The organism is Novosphingobium sp. FG90 (assembly GCF_057808725.1).
Map to the genome: position 1 here is coordinate 180295 of NZ_JBMDIO010000007.1, position 17649 is coordinate 197943.

Genomic DNA, 17649 nt, shown 5'->3' on the forward strand with positions numbered 1-17649 from the left:
GCGCGGTCGGGGAACGGTTCACGATGCCGCCGCCAGTCGCCCGGCAAGGGTGGCGCGAAACAGGTCGTGCGGCATCGCGGCGGGGCGCAGGCGAGAGGTCGAGATACCGATCTGGCGCACGGCTGGCGGAAAGTCTGACGCGAGCACCTCGAGCCGGCCTTGCAGGCGTTCTCTCTGCCGGTCGGAATACGTCAGCAACCCGATCGCGTCGCTCTGCCGGATCATGTCCTCGGCGAGCGGGAAGGTGACCATCTCGCAGACCTGGACCGGCGGGGCGATGCCGTGTTCGAGGAAGAACGCCTCGAACACCCGCCGTGTCGGGGTTCCGTGCGGCCCGACCACCCAGGCCGCGCCGACGAGGTCGGGCGGGCGGGCCGGGCGACCGGCAAGCGGATGGCCGGGACGGACGAGCAGCGCCAGATGCTCGTCGAGAAGCGGTTGCTCGTCCACCCACTCGGCCTTGTCGCTGCCGCGCAAAGGGCCGAGGATCATGTCGATCTCGCCCCGGCGCAAGGCTTCGGTCAGCGCGGTGTAGCTGCCGGTTACGGCCTGCAACTGCAGGTGCGGACAGTCGCGCGTCAGCACCGCGAACGCCTCGACGACGATGCCCTGTTCGGAGAAGGGAAGCAGCCCCACCGCGACGCGGCCGGTCACTTGCCCGTCGAGCGCATCGAGCGCGGCCGTCATCGCGGCGAGTTCGCCGTGCAGGTCGTCGCGCAGGGTGGAGAGGATCGGCACGCTGCCCGTCGCCGCCATGCCGGAAGCGGTGCGCCGGAAGGCCGGGTGGCCGATGGCGGCCCCGGCCTGGGCAAGAGTGCGGCTCACGGTGGGTTGCGATATGCCCAGGGAATTTGCCGCGGCGGAGGCGCTGCCTGCTTCGCGCACCGCATCGAGCACGTCGAGCATGAACCATGTGAGGTGATAGCCAAGATCACCAGTCCGCGCACCGCCGCTCGCCAGCATCTCGGCGCACTGGGCGATGCGGGTCAGCATCCGGCGCGCGTGGGTGATGACCACCATGCCCGCAGAGGTCGGCTCCATGCCGTTCCACCCGCGCTGGAACAAGGTGCGGCCGAACGCCCTCTCGGCCTCGTCGACCTGCCGTGACAGGCTGCTCTGGCTGATGGCCAGCTGCCGGCTGGCCCTGATCAGGCTGGCGTTGTCCGCAACCGCGCCGATCGCCCGCAACTGCTTGATCGAGATCAGGGGAGGGGTGCCGGGCATCGCCGGACCCTGAGACCATTATACGCATAATGCAAGGCATCTTCCCCATAATGCATAAGCGCGATTAACGGAGCGGCCCTATCTGCGTGACAGGCAAGGCGCGGTGCCGTCGGCATGGTCCGGCCCGCCGCAATGGAGAGGACATGCAGGACAAGTACCTGAATGCGATCGTCGTGGGCCGCCGCGCCCTGACCGATCGGATCATCGAGATTCTCATCGCCGCGCAGGATGGCAGGGCGCTGCCGCCGGCAGAGGCGGGAAGCCACATCGAACTGCGCTTCGGCGGCGCCGATCGCCGCTTCCTGCGGCACTATTCGGTCGTCGGCGCGCTGACGGCGGGCAATGCGCCCGAGCCTTACTGGCGCATCGCCGTCCAGCGGGAAGACCGGGCGCGCGGCTCGGCGTTCATCCACGGCACCTTCGTCGTCGGCACGAAGCTGCGCGTTTCGCGGCCGCTCAATGCGTTTCGCCTCATGCGCCATCGGCCGAGGCACCTGCTCATCGCGGGAGGCATCGGCATCACGCCGATCTTCGCGATGGCCCGCTCGCTCGATGCCCGTCATGAGCCGTTCGACGCCGTCTATGTCGGTCTTGAACGACAGGCGATGGCCTACGTGGATGAACTCGAAGCCTTGTGCGGCGATCGCCTCGACGTGGTCGAGACCCGGCACCGGGGCGTTCCGGACCTCAAGCGACTGCTCGCCGGGCAGCCCGACGGCACGCAAGTCTACGTCTGTGGCCCCGCCGGAATGATCGAGGCGCTGGTGTCGGCGGCGGCCGACATCGGCTGGGCACCCGATCGCATTCGCCACGAGGTCTTCAACGCCGCCCACAAGCCAGAGGACGAGGGCTTCGAAGTGCATCTCAAGGACGGCGAAACGATCGCGGTCGGGGCGGGCATGACCATTCTCGACGCGCTCGAGGCGCAGGGCGTCGAAACTTACGCCGATTGCCGCCGCGGCGAATGCGGTCTGTGCACCACATCCGTCATCGGCTGCGACGGCGAACTCGACCACCGCGACCATTTCTTCAGCGACGAGGACAAGGCCGAAGGGCGCCAGATGACCATCTGCTGCTCGCGCATTCGCGGCCGCGTACTCGAACTCGACATCTGATCCAACGAGAGGACGTGCCCATGGCTACGATCGCCCCCCAGCCGACCGAGCGCCAACTCGGCGACAGCGCCATCTTTGCGGCGATGGAGCCGCACGATTCCGGTGCTTTCGCCAACAACACGACGCCGCTGATCCGCAACGCCTGGTACGCCTGCGCGCGTTCTGGCGAGATCGGGCGCGAGCCCCTGGCGCGCAAGCTGCTCGGCATGGACGTCGTGCTCTATCGCACGCTTGGCGGCGAGCCGGTGGCGATGCGCAACCGGTGTCCGCATCGCTCGTTCCCTCTGGCCAGGGGCAGGCTGGTGGGGGACAGGCTTGTCTGCGGCTATCACGGCATGGAATTCGGCACTGACGGCGTCTGCGCCAGGCTGCCGGCGCTGGCCAATGTCCCGGCGACGGCTTCGGTGCGTACATTCCCGATCGCCGATCGTGGTCCGCTGACATGGATATGGATGGGCGCGGCGGACCTTGCCGACGAGGCGCTGATCCCCGACACCTGGTGGCTGAACGATCCCGGTTGGGGCACCGTCTCCGGCGATTTCCATATCAACGCCGACTACGTCTCGATGCATGAGAACCTGATCGACCAGACGCACTTCCCGTTCCTTCACCCCGATACGGTCGGCACGCCCGAATATGCCCGCTCGAAGCTGACCGCCTCGACCGAGAACGGCCAGGTGGTGATCCGCCGCGAACTGCTCGATGCCGCGCCTCCGGCGGTCTACGGCAAGCCCGCCGGGATCATGGACAAGCGGGTCGATCGCACGTCGGAGGCGCGCTTCGTCTCGCCCGCGCTGCACACCGCCTATGCGCGGGTGCGGGTGCATGAGCCGGACGCGGGCAAGCCGGGCCTCTACCGCTATAACATCACGCACGTCTTCACGCCCGAGACAAACGATTCGATGCATTACTGGTGGTTCAATTCGCGCGACTACCTGCCCGGCGACGCGGGCATCGACACCTTCATGCTGGAAGCGCACACCCAGGCCTATTCCGAGGATGTGGAAGCACTGGAATGGATCAACGAGGTCGTCCGTACCGATGGCGAGGAGCAGTTCGACCTCAGCTTCGCGCCCGATAAGCCTGGGCTTATGGCTCGTCGCATAATGTATAAGCTGGCGATGGCCGAAGCGCGCTAACGAGCACGCAAGCCCGAGCGTGCAGGCCGTTGCGGCGGTCGGATTCGAGCGAGCAGGACAGAGGATTTCATGGCCACCATCATTGGCGCGATCGCCACTTCGCACACGCCCACCATCGGTTTCGCGCTCGATGCGAACAAGCAGGAAGACCCGGCGTGGAAGCCGATCTTCGATGCCTACGGGCCGATCCGCGCATGGATCGAGGAGAAACGGCCTGACGTGATGTTCATGATCTACAACGATCACATCACCTCGTTCTTCTTCGACCACTATTCCGCTTTCTGCCTAGGCGTCGACGACAGGTACGCGGTGGCCGACGAGGGCGGCGGTCCGCGCCCGGTGCCCGCGATCGGCGGTCACGCCGAACTGTCGCGCCACATCGTCCAGTCGCTCATGGCCGAGGAGTTCGACATGAGCACCTTCCGCAACAAGGGGCTGGACCACGGCATCTTCTCGCCGCTGTCGGTGCTGATGGAGCATGACGGGCAGGACTGGCCGACGAAGATCGTGCCGCTGCAGGTGGGCGTGCTGCAGTTTCCGATCCCCTCGGCGCTGCGCTGCTGGAAGCTGGGCCAGGCCCTGCGCCGCGCGGTCGAGAGCTATCCCGAGGACCTGAAGGTCGCGATCGTCGCGACCGGCGGCCTGTCGCATCAGGTCCATGGCGAGCGCTGCGGGTTCAACAATACGCCTTGGGACGAGGAATTCCTTGAACTTCTGGAGAATGACCCTGAGGCCCTGACGCGCTTGACCCATGCCGATTACGCCAGGCTTGGCGGGATGGAAGGTTCCGAGATCATCATGTGGCTGATCATGCGCGGGGCGCTTTCCGCGCGGGTGCGCAAGGTTCACCAGAGCTATTACCTGCCCTCGATGACCGCGATCGCGACCGCCATCTACGAGAACGAGGCGCAGCCGATGTCGGCGCAGGTCGCTGCCGAGCACCGTGCGCGTATCGGTCATCAACTTGCGGGTATCGGGGAACTGGAGGGCACTTACCCCTACACGCTGGAGCGCAGCGCGCGGGGGTGGCGGGTAAACAGGTTCCTGCACGGCCTGATCGATCCCAGGATTCGCCAGCGTTTTCAGGCAGATCAGGACACCGAGCTTGCCCTTGCAGAGCTTACCGACGAAGAGCGCGACCTCATCCGCAGGCGCGACTGGCGTGGGCTGATCCGCTACGGCGCGGTGTTCTTCCTGCTCGAAAAGCTGGGCGCGGTCAGCGGAGTGCCCAACCCGGCGATCTACGCCGCGATGCGTGGACAGACGCTGGAGGACTTCCAGAAGACCCGAAATCAGCAGGTTTCCTACGGAGTTGCCGCCCCCGCCGGCGGCTGAGCCCCAGCGGCACTCAACGGCACCCAAGAATACCCAACGATACCAACAACAGCCGCTGACGGCCGCCTGAGTGCGGCACGTCGACGGCTGGGGAGACAGCAATGGAAGACCCCCGCGCCATAATCGCGCGCGAGCCGATGCACCGTCGGCAAGTGCTCACCGTAGCGGTCGCGACCGCCCTCAACGCGCTCGACGGATTCGATGTCCTGTCGATCAGCTTCGCATCGCCCGGCATCGCCCACGAATGGGGCATCACCCGCGCCGCATTGGGTGCGGTGCTGTCGATGGAGCTGATCGGCATGGGCATCGGCGCCTTCGTGCTGGGCAGCATGGCGGACCGCATCGGTCGCCGTCCGACGATCCTGACCTGCCTTGCGATCATGGGGCTGGGCATGGCGCTCGCCTCGATCGCGGGCGACGTCATGACGCTCTCGCTGTTCCGCCTGTTCACCGGCCTTGGCATCGGCGGCATGCTGGCGGCGACCGGCGCCATCGTCGCCGAGTGCTCGAACGCGCGGCGGCGTAACCTGTCGGTGGCGATCATGGCGGGCGGCTATCCGATCGGCGCCATCGTCGGCGGCAGCATCGCTTCGGTCCTGCTGGACATGACGGGGCGCTGGCAGTCGGTGTTCGAGTTCGGCGCGGTGATGACGCTGTGCTTCATCCCGCTGGTCATAAAGCTGGTGCCCGAGACGATCGCCTTCCTGCTGCACAAGCGCCCCGCCAATGCGCTGGACAGGATCAACCGCACGATGGTGCGCCAGGGCCGTGCGCCGCTGGCGCAGCTTCCGCCGGTCGAGCAGCAGCCCGCCGGTCCCGGCATCGCGCAGCTGCTCGGCCCCGGCGTGCGGACGGTGACGCTGCTGCTTACGCTCGTCTACTTCGGCCACATGATGAGCTTCTACTTCTTCGTGAAGTGGATTCCCAAGATCATCGTCGACATGGGCTTCGCGGCGGCGTCCGCAGGCGGCGTCCGCAGGCGGCGTGCTGGTCTGGGCCAATGTCGGCGGTGCGCTGGGGTCGCTCAGCGTCAGTCTGGCCAGCCAGCGCATTGGCGTGCGCACGGTGGTGGCGGGTGCGATGTGCTGCGGCGCGGTGGCGATCTGCGCCTTCGGCTACTGGCCGACGACGATCGCCACGCTTTCGATCATGGCCTGCATCGGCGGCTTCTTCACCAATGGTGCGACGGCGGGCCTCTATGCGGTCATCGCCCAATGCTTCCCGGCGCACTTGCGCGCGGGCGGCACCGGCCTCGTCATCGGCGTCGGCCGGGCAGGGGCAGCACTCGGCCCCGTCCTCGCCGGGCTGCTGTTCACGGCGGGCTGGTCGCTGGGACCGGTCGCGACGATCATGGCGCTGGGCACGCTGGTTGCCGGGATCGTGCTGATGCTGCTGCGCTACCGGGAAAGCGCCATCGCCTGAGGCGCGCCGCGCCCGCGTTTTCCCACCCAATCCAACAAGAAGATCAGGCCGGTGCGACAAGGCACCGGCCGCCGGGGAGTCATGCCATGTCCGCTCGTCGCTTTTCCATCCGCACACCCGCGCGCTTTCTGCTCGGCGCCGCACTCGCCTGCAGCCTTCCGGGCCTGGCCACAGCGCAAGTCGGCCCTGCGCCCGAGCCGCTCGCGCCGCCGGTGCCCGAGCCTGTCCCCGGCGGCATTCCCGCCAAGTCCGGCGTGCCCCAGAGCCTGCGCTGGACCGAGGACTGGACCGCCGCGGCTGATCCCGAATATCGCCGCAAGAACCCGGTCGAGAGCCTGCGCTACATCCCGCTGGGCGCCGACGACGTCTATCTCTCGGTGGGCGGCGAGATGCGCTATTACTACCAGAACTGGTCGCACCAGAACCTTGGCGCGAGCGCGGATGACGGCAACAGGAACCTCGGTCAGCGCCTGCGTCTCGTCACCGACCTGCACCTGACGCCGTACTTGCGCATCTTCTCGGAACTCGGCCACAACGTCGAATACGACGCCACCCGTGCCACGCCGCCCAACCGCGACAAGCTGGAATTCCAGCAGATCTTCGCCGACGTGACGATCCCGATCGGCGACGACGCGCTCGTCACCCTGCGCCCGGGCCGTTTCGAGATGCCGCTGGGCAACGGCAAGCTGGTGGGCCTGCGCGACGGCACCAACGTGCGCTTCACCTATCAGGGCCTGCGCGGCACGTTCATCCTCAAGCACAAGCTGCGCATCGACGCCTTCGCGGTGCGCCCCATGCAACTGCTCACCGGTTCGTTCGATGACAAGGCCAACCCCGACCGTCACTTCAACGGCGTGACGGTGTCCGCCGCGAAGGGCCTGCTGCTTCCCGACACCCAGATCGACGTCTACCACTACGACGTCTTCAACAGGGTCGCCAAGTTCGCCCTCCTGACCGGCGAGGAGCACCGCCAGAGCTGGGGCGTCCACGTCACCGGCAAGAGCGGCGCGTGGGACTACGACGCCGAGGGCACCTACCAGACCGGCAGCTTCGCGGGCGATCGCATCCGCGCATGGGGCTTCAATAGCGACCTTGGCTACAGTCTTCCCGGGGCGACACCGCTGAGGCCCCGCATGGGCGTGCGCTTCGATGCCTTCAGCGGTGACGGCAAGGCGAACAACGGCACGCTCGGCACGTTCGCCCCGCCCGCGCCAAGGCTGCCGCTGTTCGGGGACGCGGGCTACCTCAACTTCTCGAACATCATCGATCTCTACCCCAACCTGACGCTCAAGCCCGCGAAGTCGCTGACGCTGGTGGCCGGGCCGGAATTCTTCTGGCGCGAGACGAAGAACGACGCGACATATGCGGGGCCGACCAATTATCCCGGCATCCGGCCGGTCGGCTCGTCCTACGTCGGCACCGGCTACAACCTGCAGGCCGACTGGATCGTGACGAAGAACCTCAGCTACCGCTTCTTCTTCACCCGCTGGATCGCCAGCGAAGCCTTCAAGGCGGGCGGCGGCAAAAGCTCGGACTATATCGGCGTCTGGCAGCAGTTCCGGTTCTGACACGAGCGGCCTGCCGCCGGGGCGGCAGGCCATGCCCGCTGCATCAGCTTTCGGCCTTTTCGGCGCTCCACTGGTCGTAGACCGGGCGCGTCATCTGGAACAGGTCGGTGGTGCGCGCATACCAGCCCGCGCCGTGAACGCGCGCGACGAGGTTCATGCCCAGCGTATCGACGTGCAGCTTCTCGGCATCGATGAAGGCGTCGTCGATGTGGAAGCGCAGCACTTCGCCCAGCGCGATGGTGGTCTTCTCGGTTTCGACCGCCTCGTAGAGACGGCACTCCATCGCCACCGGCGCGCTGGCGATGCGGGGCGCGCCGATCACGCTGGAGGGCAGCGTCGCGATGCCTGCGGCCGCGAGTTCGTCGAACTCGGGCGGGCCGTCGATGCAGGTGAAGTTCATCGCCGCGCTGTCGGCCTCGGAGACGAGGTTCACCACGAACTCCCCGGTTTCGAGGATGTTGGCGGCGCTGTCCTTGTGGGTGCCGTCGGGGCGGCGCATCATGCCCAGCACCACCAGCGGCGGCTCGGCGCTCATCATGTTGAAGAAGCTGTAAGGCGCGGCATTGCGCAGCCCCGCGCCCGACACCGTCGTCACCCACGCGATCGGGCGCGGGGTGATGCTGGAGCCCATCAGCTTGTAGCGATCGGGGCCGGAGACTTTGGAGAAATCGAATTCCACTTGGCTTATTCCCCCGAACGGGTGACCGCGCGGCGCGGTGCGACGTTGACCTTCAGTTCGAACACGTCGGGCCGTGCGTAGTGGCCGACGACGTCGAAGTCGTACTTGCCGCGCACCACCTGCGCCGGTTCGATGTCCGCATAGAGGATCGTTTCGGCCGAATAGTCCGGTCCCGCAAGTACCGTGCCCAGCGGATCCACGATCATCGAGCCGCCCCGCAGCAGCACCGTCTCGGGATCGTCGCCCAGCGCGCAGTCGTAATCGGCCGGGTAGGCGCCGCGCGTGACGTGCTGGCAGGCCGAGAGCACGAAGCAGCGGCCCTCCAGCGCGATGTGCTGCATGGTCGAGGGCCAGGCGTCGCGGTCGTCGGCGGTGGGGGCGCAGTAGATGGAGATGCCCTGATCGTACATCGCCATGCGCATCATCGGCATGTAGTTTTCCCAGCAGATCACCGCGCCGACCTTGCCGAACGGGGTGTCGAACACCGGCAGGGTGGAGCCGTCGCCGAAGCCCCAGATCAGGCGTTCCGCGCCGGTCGGCATGAGCTTGCGGTGCTTGCCGACGAGGCCCTTGTCGCCGTCGAAGAACAGCGCGGTGCAGTAGACGGTTCCGCCGTCGCGCTCGATCACGCCGATGACGACGAAGGCGCCGGTCTCGGCGGTGGCTTCGGCGAGCAGGTCCACTTCGGGGCCGTTCAGGTCGATCGCGGCTTCGTGGTAGGCGCGGAAATCCTCGCGTCCCTGCGGCTTGCGCATGCCGACCGGGGTGCCGAACGAGGCGCCCTTGGGGTAGCCGCCGAGGAATGCCTCGGGGAAGACCATGAGCTGCGCGCCGCCTGCGGCTGCCTTGCGGACCAGGCCCGCGGCCTTCTCGGCAGCGGCGAGAGAATCGGTCGGGATCGATGCGGCCTGGATGACGGCGGCCTTGAAGGGGGCTGCCTTAAACGGTGCGGGCATGCGACGCTCCTTTGCAAAAATCACAGGGAATCTGCGGTTCACATAACGGACAATAGTTGCATTTGACACTTTATTCAAATTATTTTAGGTCTGTAATATATCGCAGATGGAGGCACCCATGGCCGATCAGAGCTACGACCAGTACCGTGAGGAAATGATCGGCCGCGCGAACGTGGCGGACACCCCCGAACTGGTGGCCTATTACGAGCGTCTGAAGCAGCTGGGCACCGGCGCTTTGTGGACCGTGGCCAACAAGATCGAACCGTGGGAGCCCATTTCCACCTCGGTTCCGTACCTGTGGCGCTACAAGGACCTGCGCGACGACGTGATGAAGGCGCTCGACCTCGTCACGCCCGAGCAGGCCGGTCGCCGCGTCGTCTATCTGGAAAACCCCGGCCGTGCCGACGTGGTCGCCGCCGTCGGCTGGCTCTATTCGGGCTTGCAGGTGATGGGACCGGGCGAGCTGGCCTCCAGCCACCGCCATTCCGCCTCCGCGCTGCGCTTCATCATGGAGGGCGAGGGCGCCTTCACCAATGTCGACGGGCACAAGATGACGCTCGGCGCCAATGACTTCGTGCTGACGCCCAACGGCACCTGGCACGAACACGGCGTCGCCGAAGGCGGCACCCCGTGCATCTGGCAGGACGGCCTCGACATTCCGCTGATGAACGCGCTGGAAGCCAACTTCTACGAGGTTCATCCCGGTCTGCAGCAGGCGGTCTCCTTCGAGGTCGACGATTCCACCGCGACCTGGGCGGGCACCGGCCTGCGCCCGGCGGGCATGGCCTGGTCCAAGCCCTATTCGCCGTTGTTCAAATACGAATGGGCGCCCACTTACGAGGCGCTGACGAAATATGCGCGAGTCACCGACGGGTCGCCCTTCGACGGTGTGATGATGGAATACGTCAACCCGCATACCGGCGGTCCGGTGATGCAGACGATCGGCGCCTCCATGCAGCTGCTGCGCCCCGGCGAGCGGACGAAAGCCCACCGCCAGACCGGCAGCTTCGTCTACCAGTGCGCCAAGGGCAAGGGCTGGTCGATCATCAACGGCCAGCGCTTCGACTGGCAGGAACGCGACATCTTCGTGGTTCCCGCCTGGATGTACCACGAACACGCGAATGCCTCGGACACCGAGGATGCGTGCCTGTTCACCTTCAACGACCTGCCCGTGATGCGCGCGCTCGGCCTCTACCGCGAGGAAGCGCTGGCGGAAAACGGCGGCCACCAGCCGATCCTGACCTGATTTTCAACTCAACACGATAACCTTCGGGGGAATAACCCAATGCGTCTCGTTACTTACCGTGCCAATGTCGAAGCCGAAGCCCGGCTCGGCGCTCTCGTCTCCGGCTTTGGTGGGGACCTCGTTCTCGACCTCGAACTATTCGGCGAGGAAATGGGCGTTCCCTTCCCCGCGACGATGCTCGAATTCATCGACCTCGGCCCGCAGGCGGTCCTGATCGCCACCAAGCTGATCGAGCAGGCCGAGGGCCTGTTCCCGCTCGGCACCGCGATCCCCTTCGCCAATGCGATCCTGCTCGCGCCGATCCCGCGCCCGCGCAAGAACATCTTCGGCATCGGCCTCAACTACACCGAGCACGTCGCCGAGAGCGCCAAGTCGCTCGACACCTCGCCCGAACTGCCGCGCCAGCCGGTGATCTTCTCCAAGCCGCCGACCTCGGTGATCGCGCCGGGCGAGCCGATCCGCCACAACGGCGAGATCACCCAGCAGCTCGACTGGGAAGTCGAACTCGCCGCGATCATCGGCACCAAGGCCAAGGGCGTCGCCCGCGAGGACGCGCTGAACTACGTCTTCGGCTATACCGTCTGCATCGACATGAGCGCGCGCGACTGCCGCCGCGCCGGCCAGTGGATCTACTCCAAGGGCCAGGACACCTTCGCGCCGATGGGTCCGGTGGTGGTCACCGCCGACGAACTGGGCGATCCGCAGACCCTCGACCTCTCGCTCACCGTCAACGGCGTGACCAAGCAGTCGAGCAACACCGCCTTCATGCTGTTCAAGGTCGACGAACTGGTCGCCGACATCTCGAAGGGCATCACGCTGGAGCCGGGCGACATCATCGCCACCGGTACACCGGCAGGCGTCGGCGCGGGCATGGACCCGCAGGAGTGGGTCTGGCCGGGCGACGTGATCACAGCGACCGTCGAGAAGATCGGCTCGCTGACGCACTCGGTCATCAAGGCCTGATTTAAAGAGCTTCCCGAGAGGGGAGAACATCCTCCCTGACTTTCAAGCGGGGGCCTTTTCGAAGGCCCCCGTTTTTTCAGGTTTGGCCGTCATCCCAGCGAAGGCGGGAACTGGATTGCTAGGACGCCTGGACAAATTGAACGGCTGAGATGGGTGGGAAGTTGCCGCTCCAGAAAAAGAACCGTCATCCCAGCGAAGGCTGGGACCGTCGTGACCATGATGAGCCCTCGCGGCAAAGCATTGCTAATTTCACCCCGGCCTCGCCGAGAAGCCGCGTGATGACGAGAGCGGTCCCAGCTTTCGCTGGGATGACAACCATGTTGGGTGGCAGCTATGGGGCGCGTTCGGTCAGGCAACTTTTCCCCGCGGGCGGGCGGAAACGGACAGGCGGGAATATGGCCCGGCCCCCGCCCCCCTGAAGGACCGAAAGGGGTGGATGGCCGACAGACTGCATTGGATGCTTCAGCGGGCGTGACCAACAATCCGTAAGCCAGTCGAGGTATCCTCCAAGGGAAGTTTCCTGCCGAGCGCCAAAAGCGCAGAACGGACGGCCGCAATATCTTGCGGGTAGTGCTCGGCGGGCAAATTATTTTTTCGCGGAAAAATAGCTACCGCCGGAACCTCCATCCATTCGATCCCGATAAGAGGAAATGGACCGAAATCGATACTGTCCAAGAAAGCATGGGGCGCATTGAGCCATGGTAGACTGATAGCTTTTTCGTTCTCGGACTCGATGAACTTGATGACAAGCTGTCGTATGCCAAGGCTATCGTCCTCTAAGGTAGTGAAGACAGACCGCCACTTGGTATTCGACATGAAAGATGCCGAATACGATCGCAGGACAGCGCGGCGCTCGCGGCGTAGATCGGCAGATAAATCATGCTTCATGCCACCTTGTCTGCCTTAGGTTAACAGTGGCCGCAATATGGGTATAGGCAATGGGCATCGACGACCGCAACGGGGGCGGTTACCGAAGGTCCGCTTTTCTGCATCGGGCACAGCCCGATACATATTCCCAACGCTGCAAGATGACGCCTTTCCCCCCGATCTGCGTCAACCGACCCGCTCTTGTCCGGACGGTGAACGGGGCCAATAAAAAAGCGGCGGCTTTTGCAAGCCGCCGCACTGATCCTCTGGAGGGAGGTTGAACGTCAGAACTGGGTGCGCTTGGTGTAGCCGTTGTCGACCACGATATTGGCGCCCGTCATCGCCTTGCAGCTGGGCGAGACGACGAAGGCGATCGCCTTGGCCAGTTCCTCGCCGGTGGTGAAGCGGCCCGAGGGCATGTTGGCGAGAGTCGCGTTGTAGAAGTCCGGCGCGGCGTCCTTGATCTTCGGCCAGGGGCCGTCTTCGGTCATCACCGGGCCGGGTGTGAAGCAGTTCACGCGGATGCCTTCCGTGGCGAGCGTCTGGGACAGGGCGGAGGAATAGTTCATCACCGCCGCCTTGAGCGCGTTGTAGGGCTGGACGCCCATGAATTCCTCGACCGCACCGGTCGAACTGAGGCACACGATCGCGGCGTTGTCCGACCTGGCAAGGTGCGGGCGGGCCGCGGCTATGCCGCGGCGCATCGGCAGGATGTCGGCCTGCAGGACGGCGTCCCAGGCGGCGTCGGTGTCCTCGCCCAGGTTGGTGGAGGTGAAGCTGATGAAGATGTCGCAGCCGCCCAGCGCCTCGGCCGCCTTGTCGACGAAGGCAGGCACCGCATCGACCTGCGTGACGTCGAGCGCCTCGCCGTAGCTCTTGACGCCGGACCCGGCGATCTCGGACAGGACGTTGTCCACCTTGTCCTGCGAGCGGCCGCAGATCGCGATGTCGCAACCTTCCGCCGACAGCACATGGGCGACGACGCGGCCGATGCCGCCGTTGGCGCCCACGAGGATGGCCTTGAGGCCCTTCAGTCCGAGATCCATGTCTTGCGCTCCTCTGCCACGCGCGTGGTTTCTTGTAAGATGCCGTGGTGTCGCCGCTCGGGCGCGGCATGACCACTATTTCTTTGGTCAGGAATGGGCACGCGCGGGCCGTGCTAGCGCAAGCGGCAAGCAAATCGACGGGAGAGTTTCATGAAGCGTCTCGAAGGAAAGCGCGCCGTTATCCTCGGTGCCAGCAGCCCCGACAATATGGGCCAGCACATCGCAAAACGCCTGTTGGACGAGGGCGCAAGCGTGCTTGTCTCCGGGCGCAAGGCGGAGGTGCTGGCAGACTTCGCCGCGCAGCATGGCTGTGAATGGGCCGCCTGCGACCTCACCGACAAGGCCAGCGTCGATGCTCTGGCGGACAGCGCCGCGCAGCAGCTTGGCGGCATCGACATTGCAGTGAATGCCACCGGCTGGGGGCTCCTGAAGGGCTTCCTCGAAACCACGCACGACGAGCTGATGGCGATGACGATGCTGCAGTACGTCGGGCCTTTCCACTTCTACCAGGCGATGGTGGGCAAGATGGCGCGCAGCAAGGGCGGGCGCGGGGGCTCGCTGATCCAGATCAGCTCCGCGACGGCGACGATCATGCTCAACGACCATGCCGCTTACATGGGCACCAAGGCGGGGGCCGATCACGTGATCCGCTGCGTCGCGCATGAGTTCGGGGCGGAAGGCGTGCGCGCGAATTCGATCTCGCCGGGGTTGACCGACACGCCGATGACTTCGGACGCCAAGCAGGTGCCGGGCCTGTTCGACGCCTTCCTTGCGGGCTATCCGCTCGGCCGGATCGGCACCAGCGACGACATCGCCGCCGCCGTCGTCTGGCTTTCCAGCGATGAGTGCTTCATGACCGGCGAGAACCTGCAGGTAAATGGCGGCTTGACGCTGCGCCGCAACCCGATGAAGAGCGAAATCGACGCGGCCGTCGCAGCCGCCATGGCTGCGGGCTGAGAGTTTCCTGGGGAGGAAGGGCCGGCGGCGGTATCCAAGGATGCCGTCGCCAGTTCCGGTTCCTATTCCTCCTCGAGCTTGCTCGGGGAGGGGGACCGCCGCGAAGCGGTGGTGGAGGGGGAGAGTTCGGAAAATTCCCCCTCCGTCAGCCCTGACGGGCTGCCACCTCCCCGAGACAAGCTCGGGGAGGAATTAGGGCACCAGTGCCTTCACGTCCGCGCGCAGCAGATCCTTGCGCACTTTGCCCGATGCGGTGCGCGGGAAATCCTCGCGGAATTCGAACCTCTCGGGAATTTTCTGCTTCGCCAGCCCGCTGTCGGCGATGTGCGCGGCGAGTTCCTGCGGGCTCGGTGCCTTGCCATCGGCGATGACGTAGGCGCAGACACCTTCGCCCAGCCGTTCGTGCGGCATGGCGACGACGGCCGCCTCGCGCACGCCGGGATGGGCGTGGAGCACGTCCTCGATCTCCTTGGCGGAGATGTTCTCGCCGCCCCGGATGATGAGGTCCTTCTTGCGGCCGGTGATGGTGATCGCGCCGTCCTCGGTCCGCACGCCGAGGTCGCCGGTGCGGAAGAAACCGTCGGTGGTGATCGCCTCGCGCGTTTGCGTCTCGTCGGCGTAGCCCAGCATCATGCCCGGACCGCGCGCGAGGATTTCGCCTTCCCGGCCGTCGGGCAGGTCGCGGTCCTCGTGATCGACGATGCGCACTTCGTAATCGACCACGGCGCCGTCGGTCGTCGCGGCCAGCGCCTCGACGTTGGGCCAGCCGAACGTCACCAGCGGCACTTCGGAGGCGCCGAAGACGCGGAAGGCGCGGCAGTGGTCGAACGCGGCATTGGCGGCGGGGATCAGGTCCGCCGGAACCGCCGCGCCGCCGCAGGCGAAGAAGCGGAAGCTGGGCAGGCGATTGCCGCTCGCGCGTGCGGCGGCGGCCAGCTCGACGAGAAACGGCGTGGCGGCGACGGTGCCGACCGCCTGATGCCGGTCGATCAGGGCGAGTGCCTGCTCCGCGTTCCAGCTTTCCATCAGCACCGTGCGGATTCCGCAGATGAACGGCGCCTCCAGCCCGTTGGCATAGCCCGAGACATGCGTGACGGGGGAGGGCATCAGCGTCGCCTCGCCTTCGGTCAAGCCCCAGTAGTGCCCGCTCTCGCGCAGGATGCGGGCGATCGAGACGTGGCTGTGCAGCACGCCCTTTGGCCGCCCCGTGGTGCCGGAGGTGTAGAGCACCATCTTCACGCCCAGCGGATCGACTCTGGGCCGTTCGAAGGAGAGGGCGCGCCCTTCCTCGACCAGCGCGGCGTAATCGTCCGAACCTTCGCCGCGCACGGTGAAGACATGAGCCAGGTCCGGCAGCACGCCCGCGAGTCGGCGCGCCATCGCCGCATAGTCGAACTTGCGGAACGAAGAGGCGACGAAGAATGCCCGCGCGCCGCAGTCCGCCAGCATCAGCGAGACTTCGTGGTCGCGGTAGATCGGCACGATCGGGTTGACGACGAGGCCCGACATCGCGGCGGCCAGGTTGATCACCATCGCCTCGCGCCAGTTGGGCACCTGGAAGGCGATTACGTCTCCCGGCCGCAGGCCGCGCGCATGCATCGCGGCGCTCAGCGCCTCGGCATCGGCCACCGCCTGCGCGCGAGTGACGGTCACGTCGCCTTCGATCAGGCACACGAAGCCGGGGTCGGCCTCGGCCAGCGCGCTCGCCTGCCCGGCGATCGTGCGTTCGTCCCACAGGCCGGTTCCCGCGTAGGCGGCAAGATGCGGCGGTGGGGTTTCAAGCCATGCCCACGGGGGGCTCTTCCTCTCCATCATGATCCCTTGAGTGCCGCACTGTGCGCCCCCCTGTCGCCTATCACCTTGCGCAGCTTGTCGCCATCGGACGCCTCGCGCAGGATCGAAGGCATAAATTACCGGGAGAAGACCGTGGAACGGGTTAAGCGCATTGGTGACGTCGCCGAGATCATGCTCGACTACGTGGCGAACAAGAAGACCTTCCAGACCGAACGGCCGCTGCGCGTCCCCACCAGCAGCTATACCGACAAGGACCAGTTCAAGGCCGAGCTGGAGCTGGTCTTCAAGCGCGTGCCGCTGATGCTGGCCTTCACCGCCGAACTGCCGAATCCCGGCGACTACAAGGCGATGGACGCGGTCGGCTCGCCGGTGCTCATCAACCGCGACAAGCAGGGCAAGGTCCGCGCCTTCCTCAACGTCTGCTCGCATCGCGGCGCGCCGGTCGCGCCAGACGGCAAGGGCAACTGCTCGCGCTTCACCTGCAAGTACCACTCCTGGACTTACGGCGCGGACGGCAAGCTGATCGGCATCTCCGAGCCGGGCACCTTTGGCGAGGTGGACAAGGGCGCGATGGGCCTGCGCGAACTGCCGTGCGAGGAACGCGGCGGCATGATCTTCGTGTGCCTGACGCCCAACGCGCCGATGGACCTCGATCACTATTTCAAGGACTTCCTCGAGGATTTCGACGCGCTCGACTTCGCCAACTGGACGTACCTCGGCAATCGCACGATCCATGGCGCCAACTGGAAGATCGCCTTCGACGGATACCTCGAGGGTTACCACTTCAAGTCGCTCCACCCCGAGACGATTTTCCCGCGCACCCCGTCGAACTGCACGCATTACGAAGGTTTCGGGCCGAACATCCGCATCGGCTTCCCGCAGCATTCGATCGCCGAGCAGCTCAAGGACGTCCCGCGCGAGGAATGGGGCAACCGCGAGAACTACGGCTATGATTTCGTGCGTATCTTCTTCCCCAACGTCTCGATCTTCATCGCGCCGGAGATCACGCAAGTCGCGCAGCTGTTCCCCGGACCGACGCCCGCCGAGAACCGCACGGTGCTGAACTACCTCCGCCGCAATCCGGTCAAGGACGAGGCGGACCGCGAGGCGGTGGAAGGGGCGATGAACTTCTTCCGCGATGTGACGTATGAGGAAGACTACGTGATCGGTCTGGAGATCCAGAAGGGCCTAGAATCGGGCGCGCATGACGACCTGACGTTCGGCAAGAACGAACGGGGGAACCAGTACTTCCATGAATGGCTGAACTGGTATCTGGCGGATGATGCCTCCTTGCCCGAACCGGTGATGTGACAGTGCGGCGGTGCTCGCAAGCTGCCG

14 protein-coding genes and 2 pseudogenes are annotated in these 17649 nt (G+C 65.8%); 10 read left to right on the top strand and 6 right to left on the bottom strand.

Annotation, left to right across the window (positions count from 1 at the left end; genetic code table 11):
* Positions 1-18: 18 nt before the first annotated feature.
* Positions 19-1224 (bottom strand): LysR family transcriptional regulator, encoded by a 1206-nt coding sequence (locus ACODRZ_RS09090; RefSeq protein WP_488969998.1) that lies wholly within the window; start codon positions 1222-1224, stop codon positions 19-21.
* Positions 1225-1367: 143 nt separating this feature from the next.
* Between ACODRZ_RS09090 and ACODRZ_RS09095 the strand changes: the two genes are divergently transcribed.
* From ACODRZ_RS09095 to ACODRZ_RS09120, 6 genes and pseudogenes are all read left to right on the top strand, one after another.
* Positions 1368-2339: a PDR/VanB family oxidoreductase gene (locus ACODRZ_RS09095; protein ID WP_488969997.1), complete on the top strand. Its 972-nt coding sequence runs from the start codon at positions 1368-1370 to the stop codon at positions 2337-2339.
* Positions 2340-2359: 20 nt separating this feature from the next.
* Positions 2360-3478: a Rieske 2Fe-2S domain-containing protein gene (locus ACODRZ_RS09100; protein WP_488969996.1), complete on the top strand. Its 1119-nt coding sequence runs from the start codon at positions 2360-2362 to the stop codon at positions 3476-3478.
* A gap of 69 nt (positions 3479-3547) precedes the next feature.
* Positions 3548-4813, top strand: a complete 1266-nt coding sequence (locus tag ACODRZ_RS09105) for a gallate dioxygenase (RefSeq protein WP_488969995.1) — start codon at positions 3548-3550, stop codon at positions 4811-4813.
* 137 nt (positions 4814-4950) lie between these two features.
* Positions 4951-5721 (top strand): annotated as a pseudogene (locus ACODRZ_RS09110) (MFS transporter); the annotation flags it as partial.
* Between the two features lie 76 nt (positions 5722-5797).
* Positions 5798-6235, top strand: coding sequence for an MFS transporter (locus ACODRZ_RS09115; protein ID WP_488970187.1), 438 nt, complete (start codon positions 5798-5800; stop codon positions 6233-6235).
* Positions 6236-6615: 380 nt separating this feature from the next.
* Positions 6616-7803 (top strand): annotated as a pseudogene (locus ACODRZ_RS09120) (alginate export family protein); the annotation flags it as partial.
* Positions 7804-7846: 43 nt separating this feature from the next.
* Here the strand turns inward: ACODRZ_RS09120 and ACODRZ_RS09125 are convergent.
* Positions 7847-8482 carry a flavin reductase family protein gene (locus ACODRZ_RS09125; RefSeq protein ID WP_488969994.1) on the bottom strand — a complete coding sequence of 212 codons (636 nt, stop codon included), beginning with the start codon at positions 8480-8482 and terminating at the stop codon, positions 7847-7849.
* Positions 8483-8487: 5 nt separating this feature from the next.
* Positions 8488-9438 (bottom strand): carbon-nitrogen hydrolase family protein, encoded by a 951-nt coding sequence (locus tag ACODRZ_RS09130; RefSeq protein ID WP_488969993.1) that lies wholly within the window; start codon positions 9436-9438, stop codon positions 8488-8490.
* 118 nt (positions 9439-9556) lie between these two features.
* On the opposite strand from ACODRZ_RS09130, the gene ACODRZ_RS09135 reads away from it, so the two are divergent.
* Positions 9557-10684, top strand: a complete 1128-nt coding sequence (locus tag ACODRZ_RS09135) for a cupin domain-containing protein (protein WP_488969992.1) — start codon at positions 9557-9559, stop codon at positions 10682-10684.
* Positions 10685-10723: 39 nt separating this feature from the next.
* Complete coding sequence (locus tag ACODRZ_RS09140) at positions 10724-11647, top strand: fumarylacetoacetate hydrolase family protein (RefSeq protein WP_488969991.1); 924 nt, start codon at positions 10724-10726, stop codon at positions 11645-11647.
* Positions 11648-12109: 462 nt separating this feature from the next.
* Here ACODRZ_RS09140 and ACODRZ_RS09145 read toward each other — a convergent pair whose 3' ends face one another.
* Positions 12110-12535, bottom strand: a complete 426-nt coding sequence (locus ACODRZ_RS09145; RefSeq protein WP_488969990.1) for a hypothetical protein — start codon at positions 12533-12535, stop codon at positions 12110-12112.
* 263 nt (positions 12536-12798) lie between these two features.
* Positions 12799-13560: an SDR family NAD(P)-dependent oxidoreductase gene (locus ACODRZ_RS09150; RefSeq protein WP_488969989.1), complete on the bottom strand. Its 762-nt coding sequence runs from the start codon at positions 13558-13560 to the stop codon at positions 12799-12801.
* 150 nt (positions 13561-13710) lie between these two features.
* Here ACODRZ_RS09150 and ACODRZ_RS09155 point away from each other — a divergent pair, with 150 nt between their 5' ends.
* Positions 13711-14517 (top strand): SDR family NAD(P)-dependent oxidoreductase, encoded by an 807-nt coding sequence (locus ACODRZ_RS09155; RefSeq protein ID WP_488969988.1) that lies wholly within the window; start codon positions 13711-13713, stop codon positions 14515-14517.
* 192 nt (positions 14518-14709) lie between these two features.
* Here ACODRZ_RS09155 and ACODRZ_RS09160 read toward each other — a convergent pair whose 3' ends face one another.
* Positions 14710-16332 (bottom strand): AMP-binding protein, encoded by a 1623-nt coding sequence (locus ACODRZ_RS09160; protein ID WP_488969987.1) that lies wholly within the window; start codon positions 16330-16332, stop codon positions 14710-14712.
* 111 nt (positions 16333-16443) lie between these two features.
* Between ACODRZ_RS09160 and ACODRZ_RS09165 the strand changes: the two genes are divergently transcribed.
* The gene (locus ACODRZ_RS09165) at positions 16444-17622 is read left to right on the top strand and encodes an aromatic ring-hydroxylating oxygenase subunit alpha (protein WP_488969986.1); all 1179 of its coding nucleotides are present in this window, start codon (positions 16444-16446) and stop codon (positions 17620-17622) included.
* Positions 17623-17649 lie beyond the last annotated feature (27 nt).

What these genes read in the sequence shown, in the direction of transcription:
- ACODRZ_RS09100 (WP_488969996.1), top strand. Translation starts at nt 2,360, where the DNA reads ATGGCTACGATCGCCCCCCAGCCGACCGAGCGCCAACTCGGCGACAGC.
- ACODRZ_RS09140 (WP_488969991.1), top strand. Translation starts at nt 10,724, where the DNA reads ATGCGTCTCGTTACTTACCGTGCCAATGTCGAAGCCGAAGCCCGGCTC.
- ACODRZ_RS09150 (WP_488969989.1), bottom strand. Translation starts at nt 13,560, where the DNA reads ATGGATCTCGGACTGAAGGGCCTCAAGGCCATCCTCGTGGGCGCCAAC.
- ACODRZ_RS09145 (WP_488969990.1), bottom strand. Translation starts at nt 12,535, where the DNA reads ATGAAGCATGATTTATCTGCCGATCTACGCCGCGAGCGCCGCGCTGTC.
- ACODRZ_RS09135 (WP_488969992.1), top strand. Translation starts at nt 9,557, where the DNA reads ATGGCCGATCAGAGCTACGACCAGTACCGTGAGGAAATGATCGGCCGC.
- ACODRZ_RS09160 (WP_488969987.1), bottom strand. Translation starts at nt 16,332, where the DNA reads ATGATGGAGAGGAAGAGCCCCCCGTGGGCATGGCTTGAAACCCCACCG.
- ACODRZ_RS09090 (WP_488969998.1), bottom strand. Translation starts at nt 1,224, where the DNA reads ATGCCCGGCACCCCTCCCCTGATCTCGATCAAGCAGTTGCGGGCGATC.
- ACODRZ_RS09105 (WP_488969995.1), top strand. Translation starts at nt 3,548, where the DNA reads ATGGCCACCATCATTGGCGCGATCGCCACTTCGCACACGCCCACCATC.
- ACODRZ_RS09130 (WP_488969993.1), bottom strand. Translation starts at nt 9,438, where the DNA reads ATGCCCGCACCGTTTAAGGCAGCCCCCTTCAAGGCCGCCGTCATCCAG.
- ACODRZ_RS09095 (WP_488969997.1), top strand. Translation starts at nt 1,368, where the DNA reads ATGCAGGACAAGTACCTGAATGCGATCGTCGTGGGCCGCCGCGCCCTG.
- ACODRZ_RS09155 (WP_488969988.1), top strand. Translation starts at nt 13,711, where the DNA reads ATGAAGCGTCTCGAAGGAAAGCGCGCCGTTATCCTCGGTGCCAGCAGC.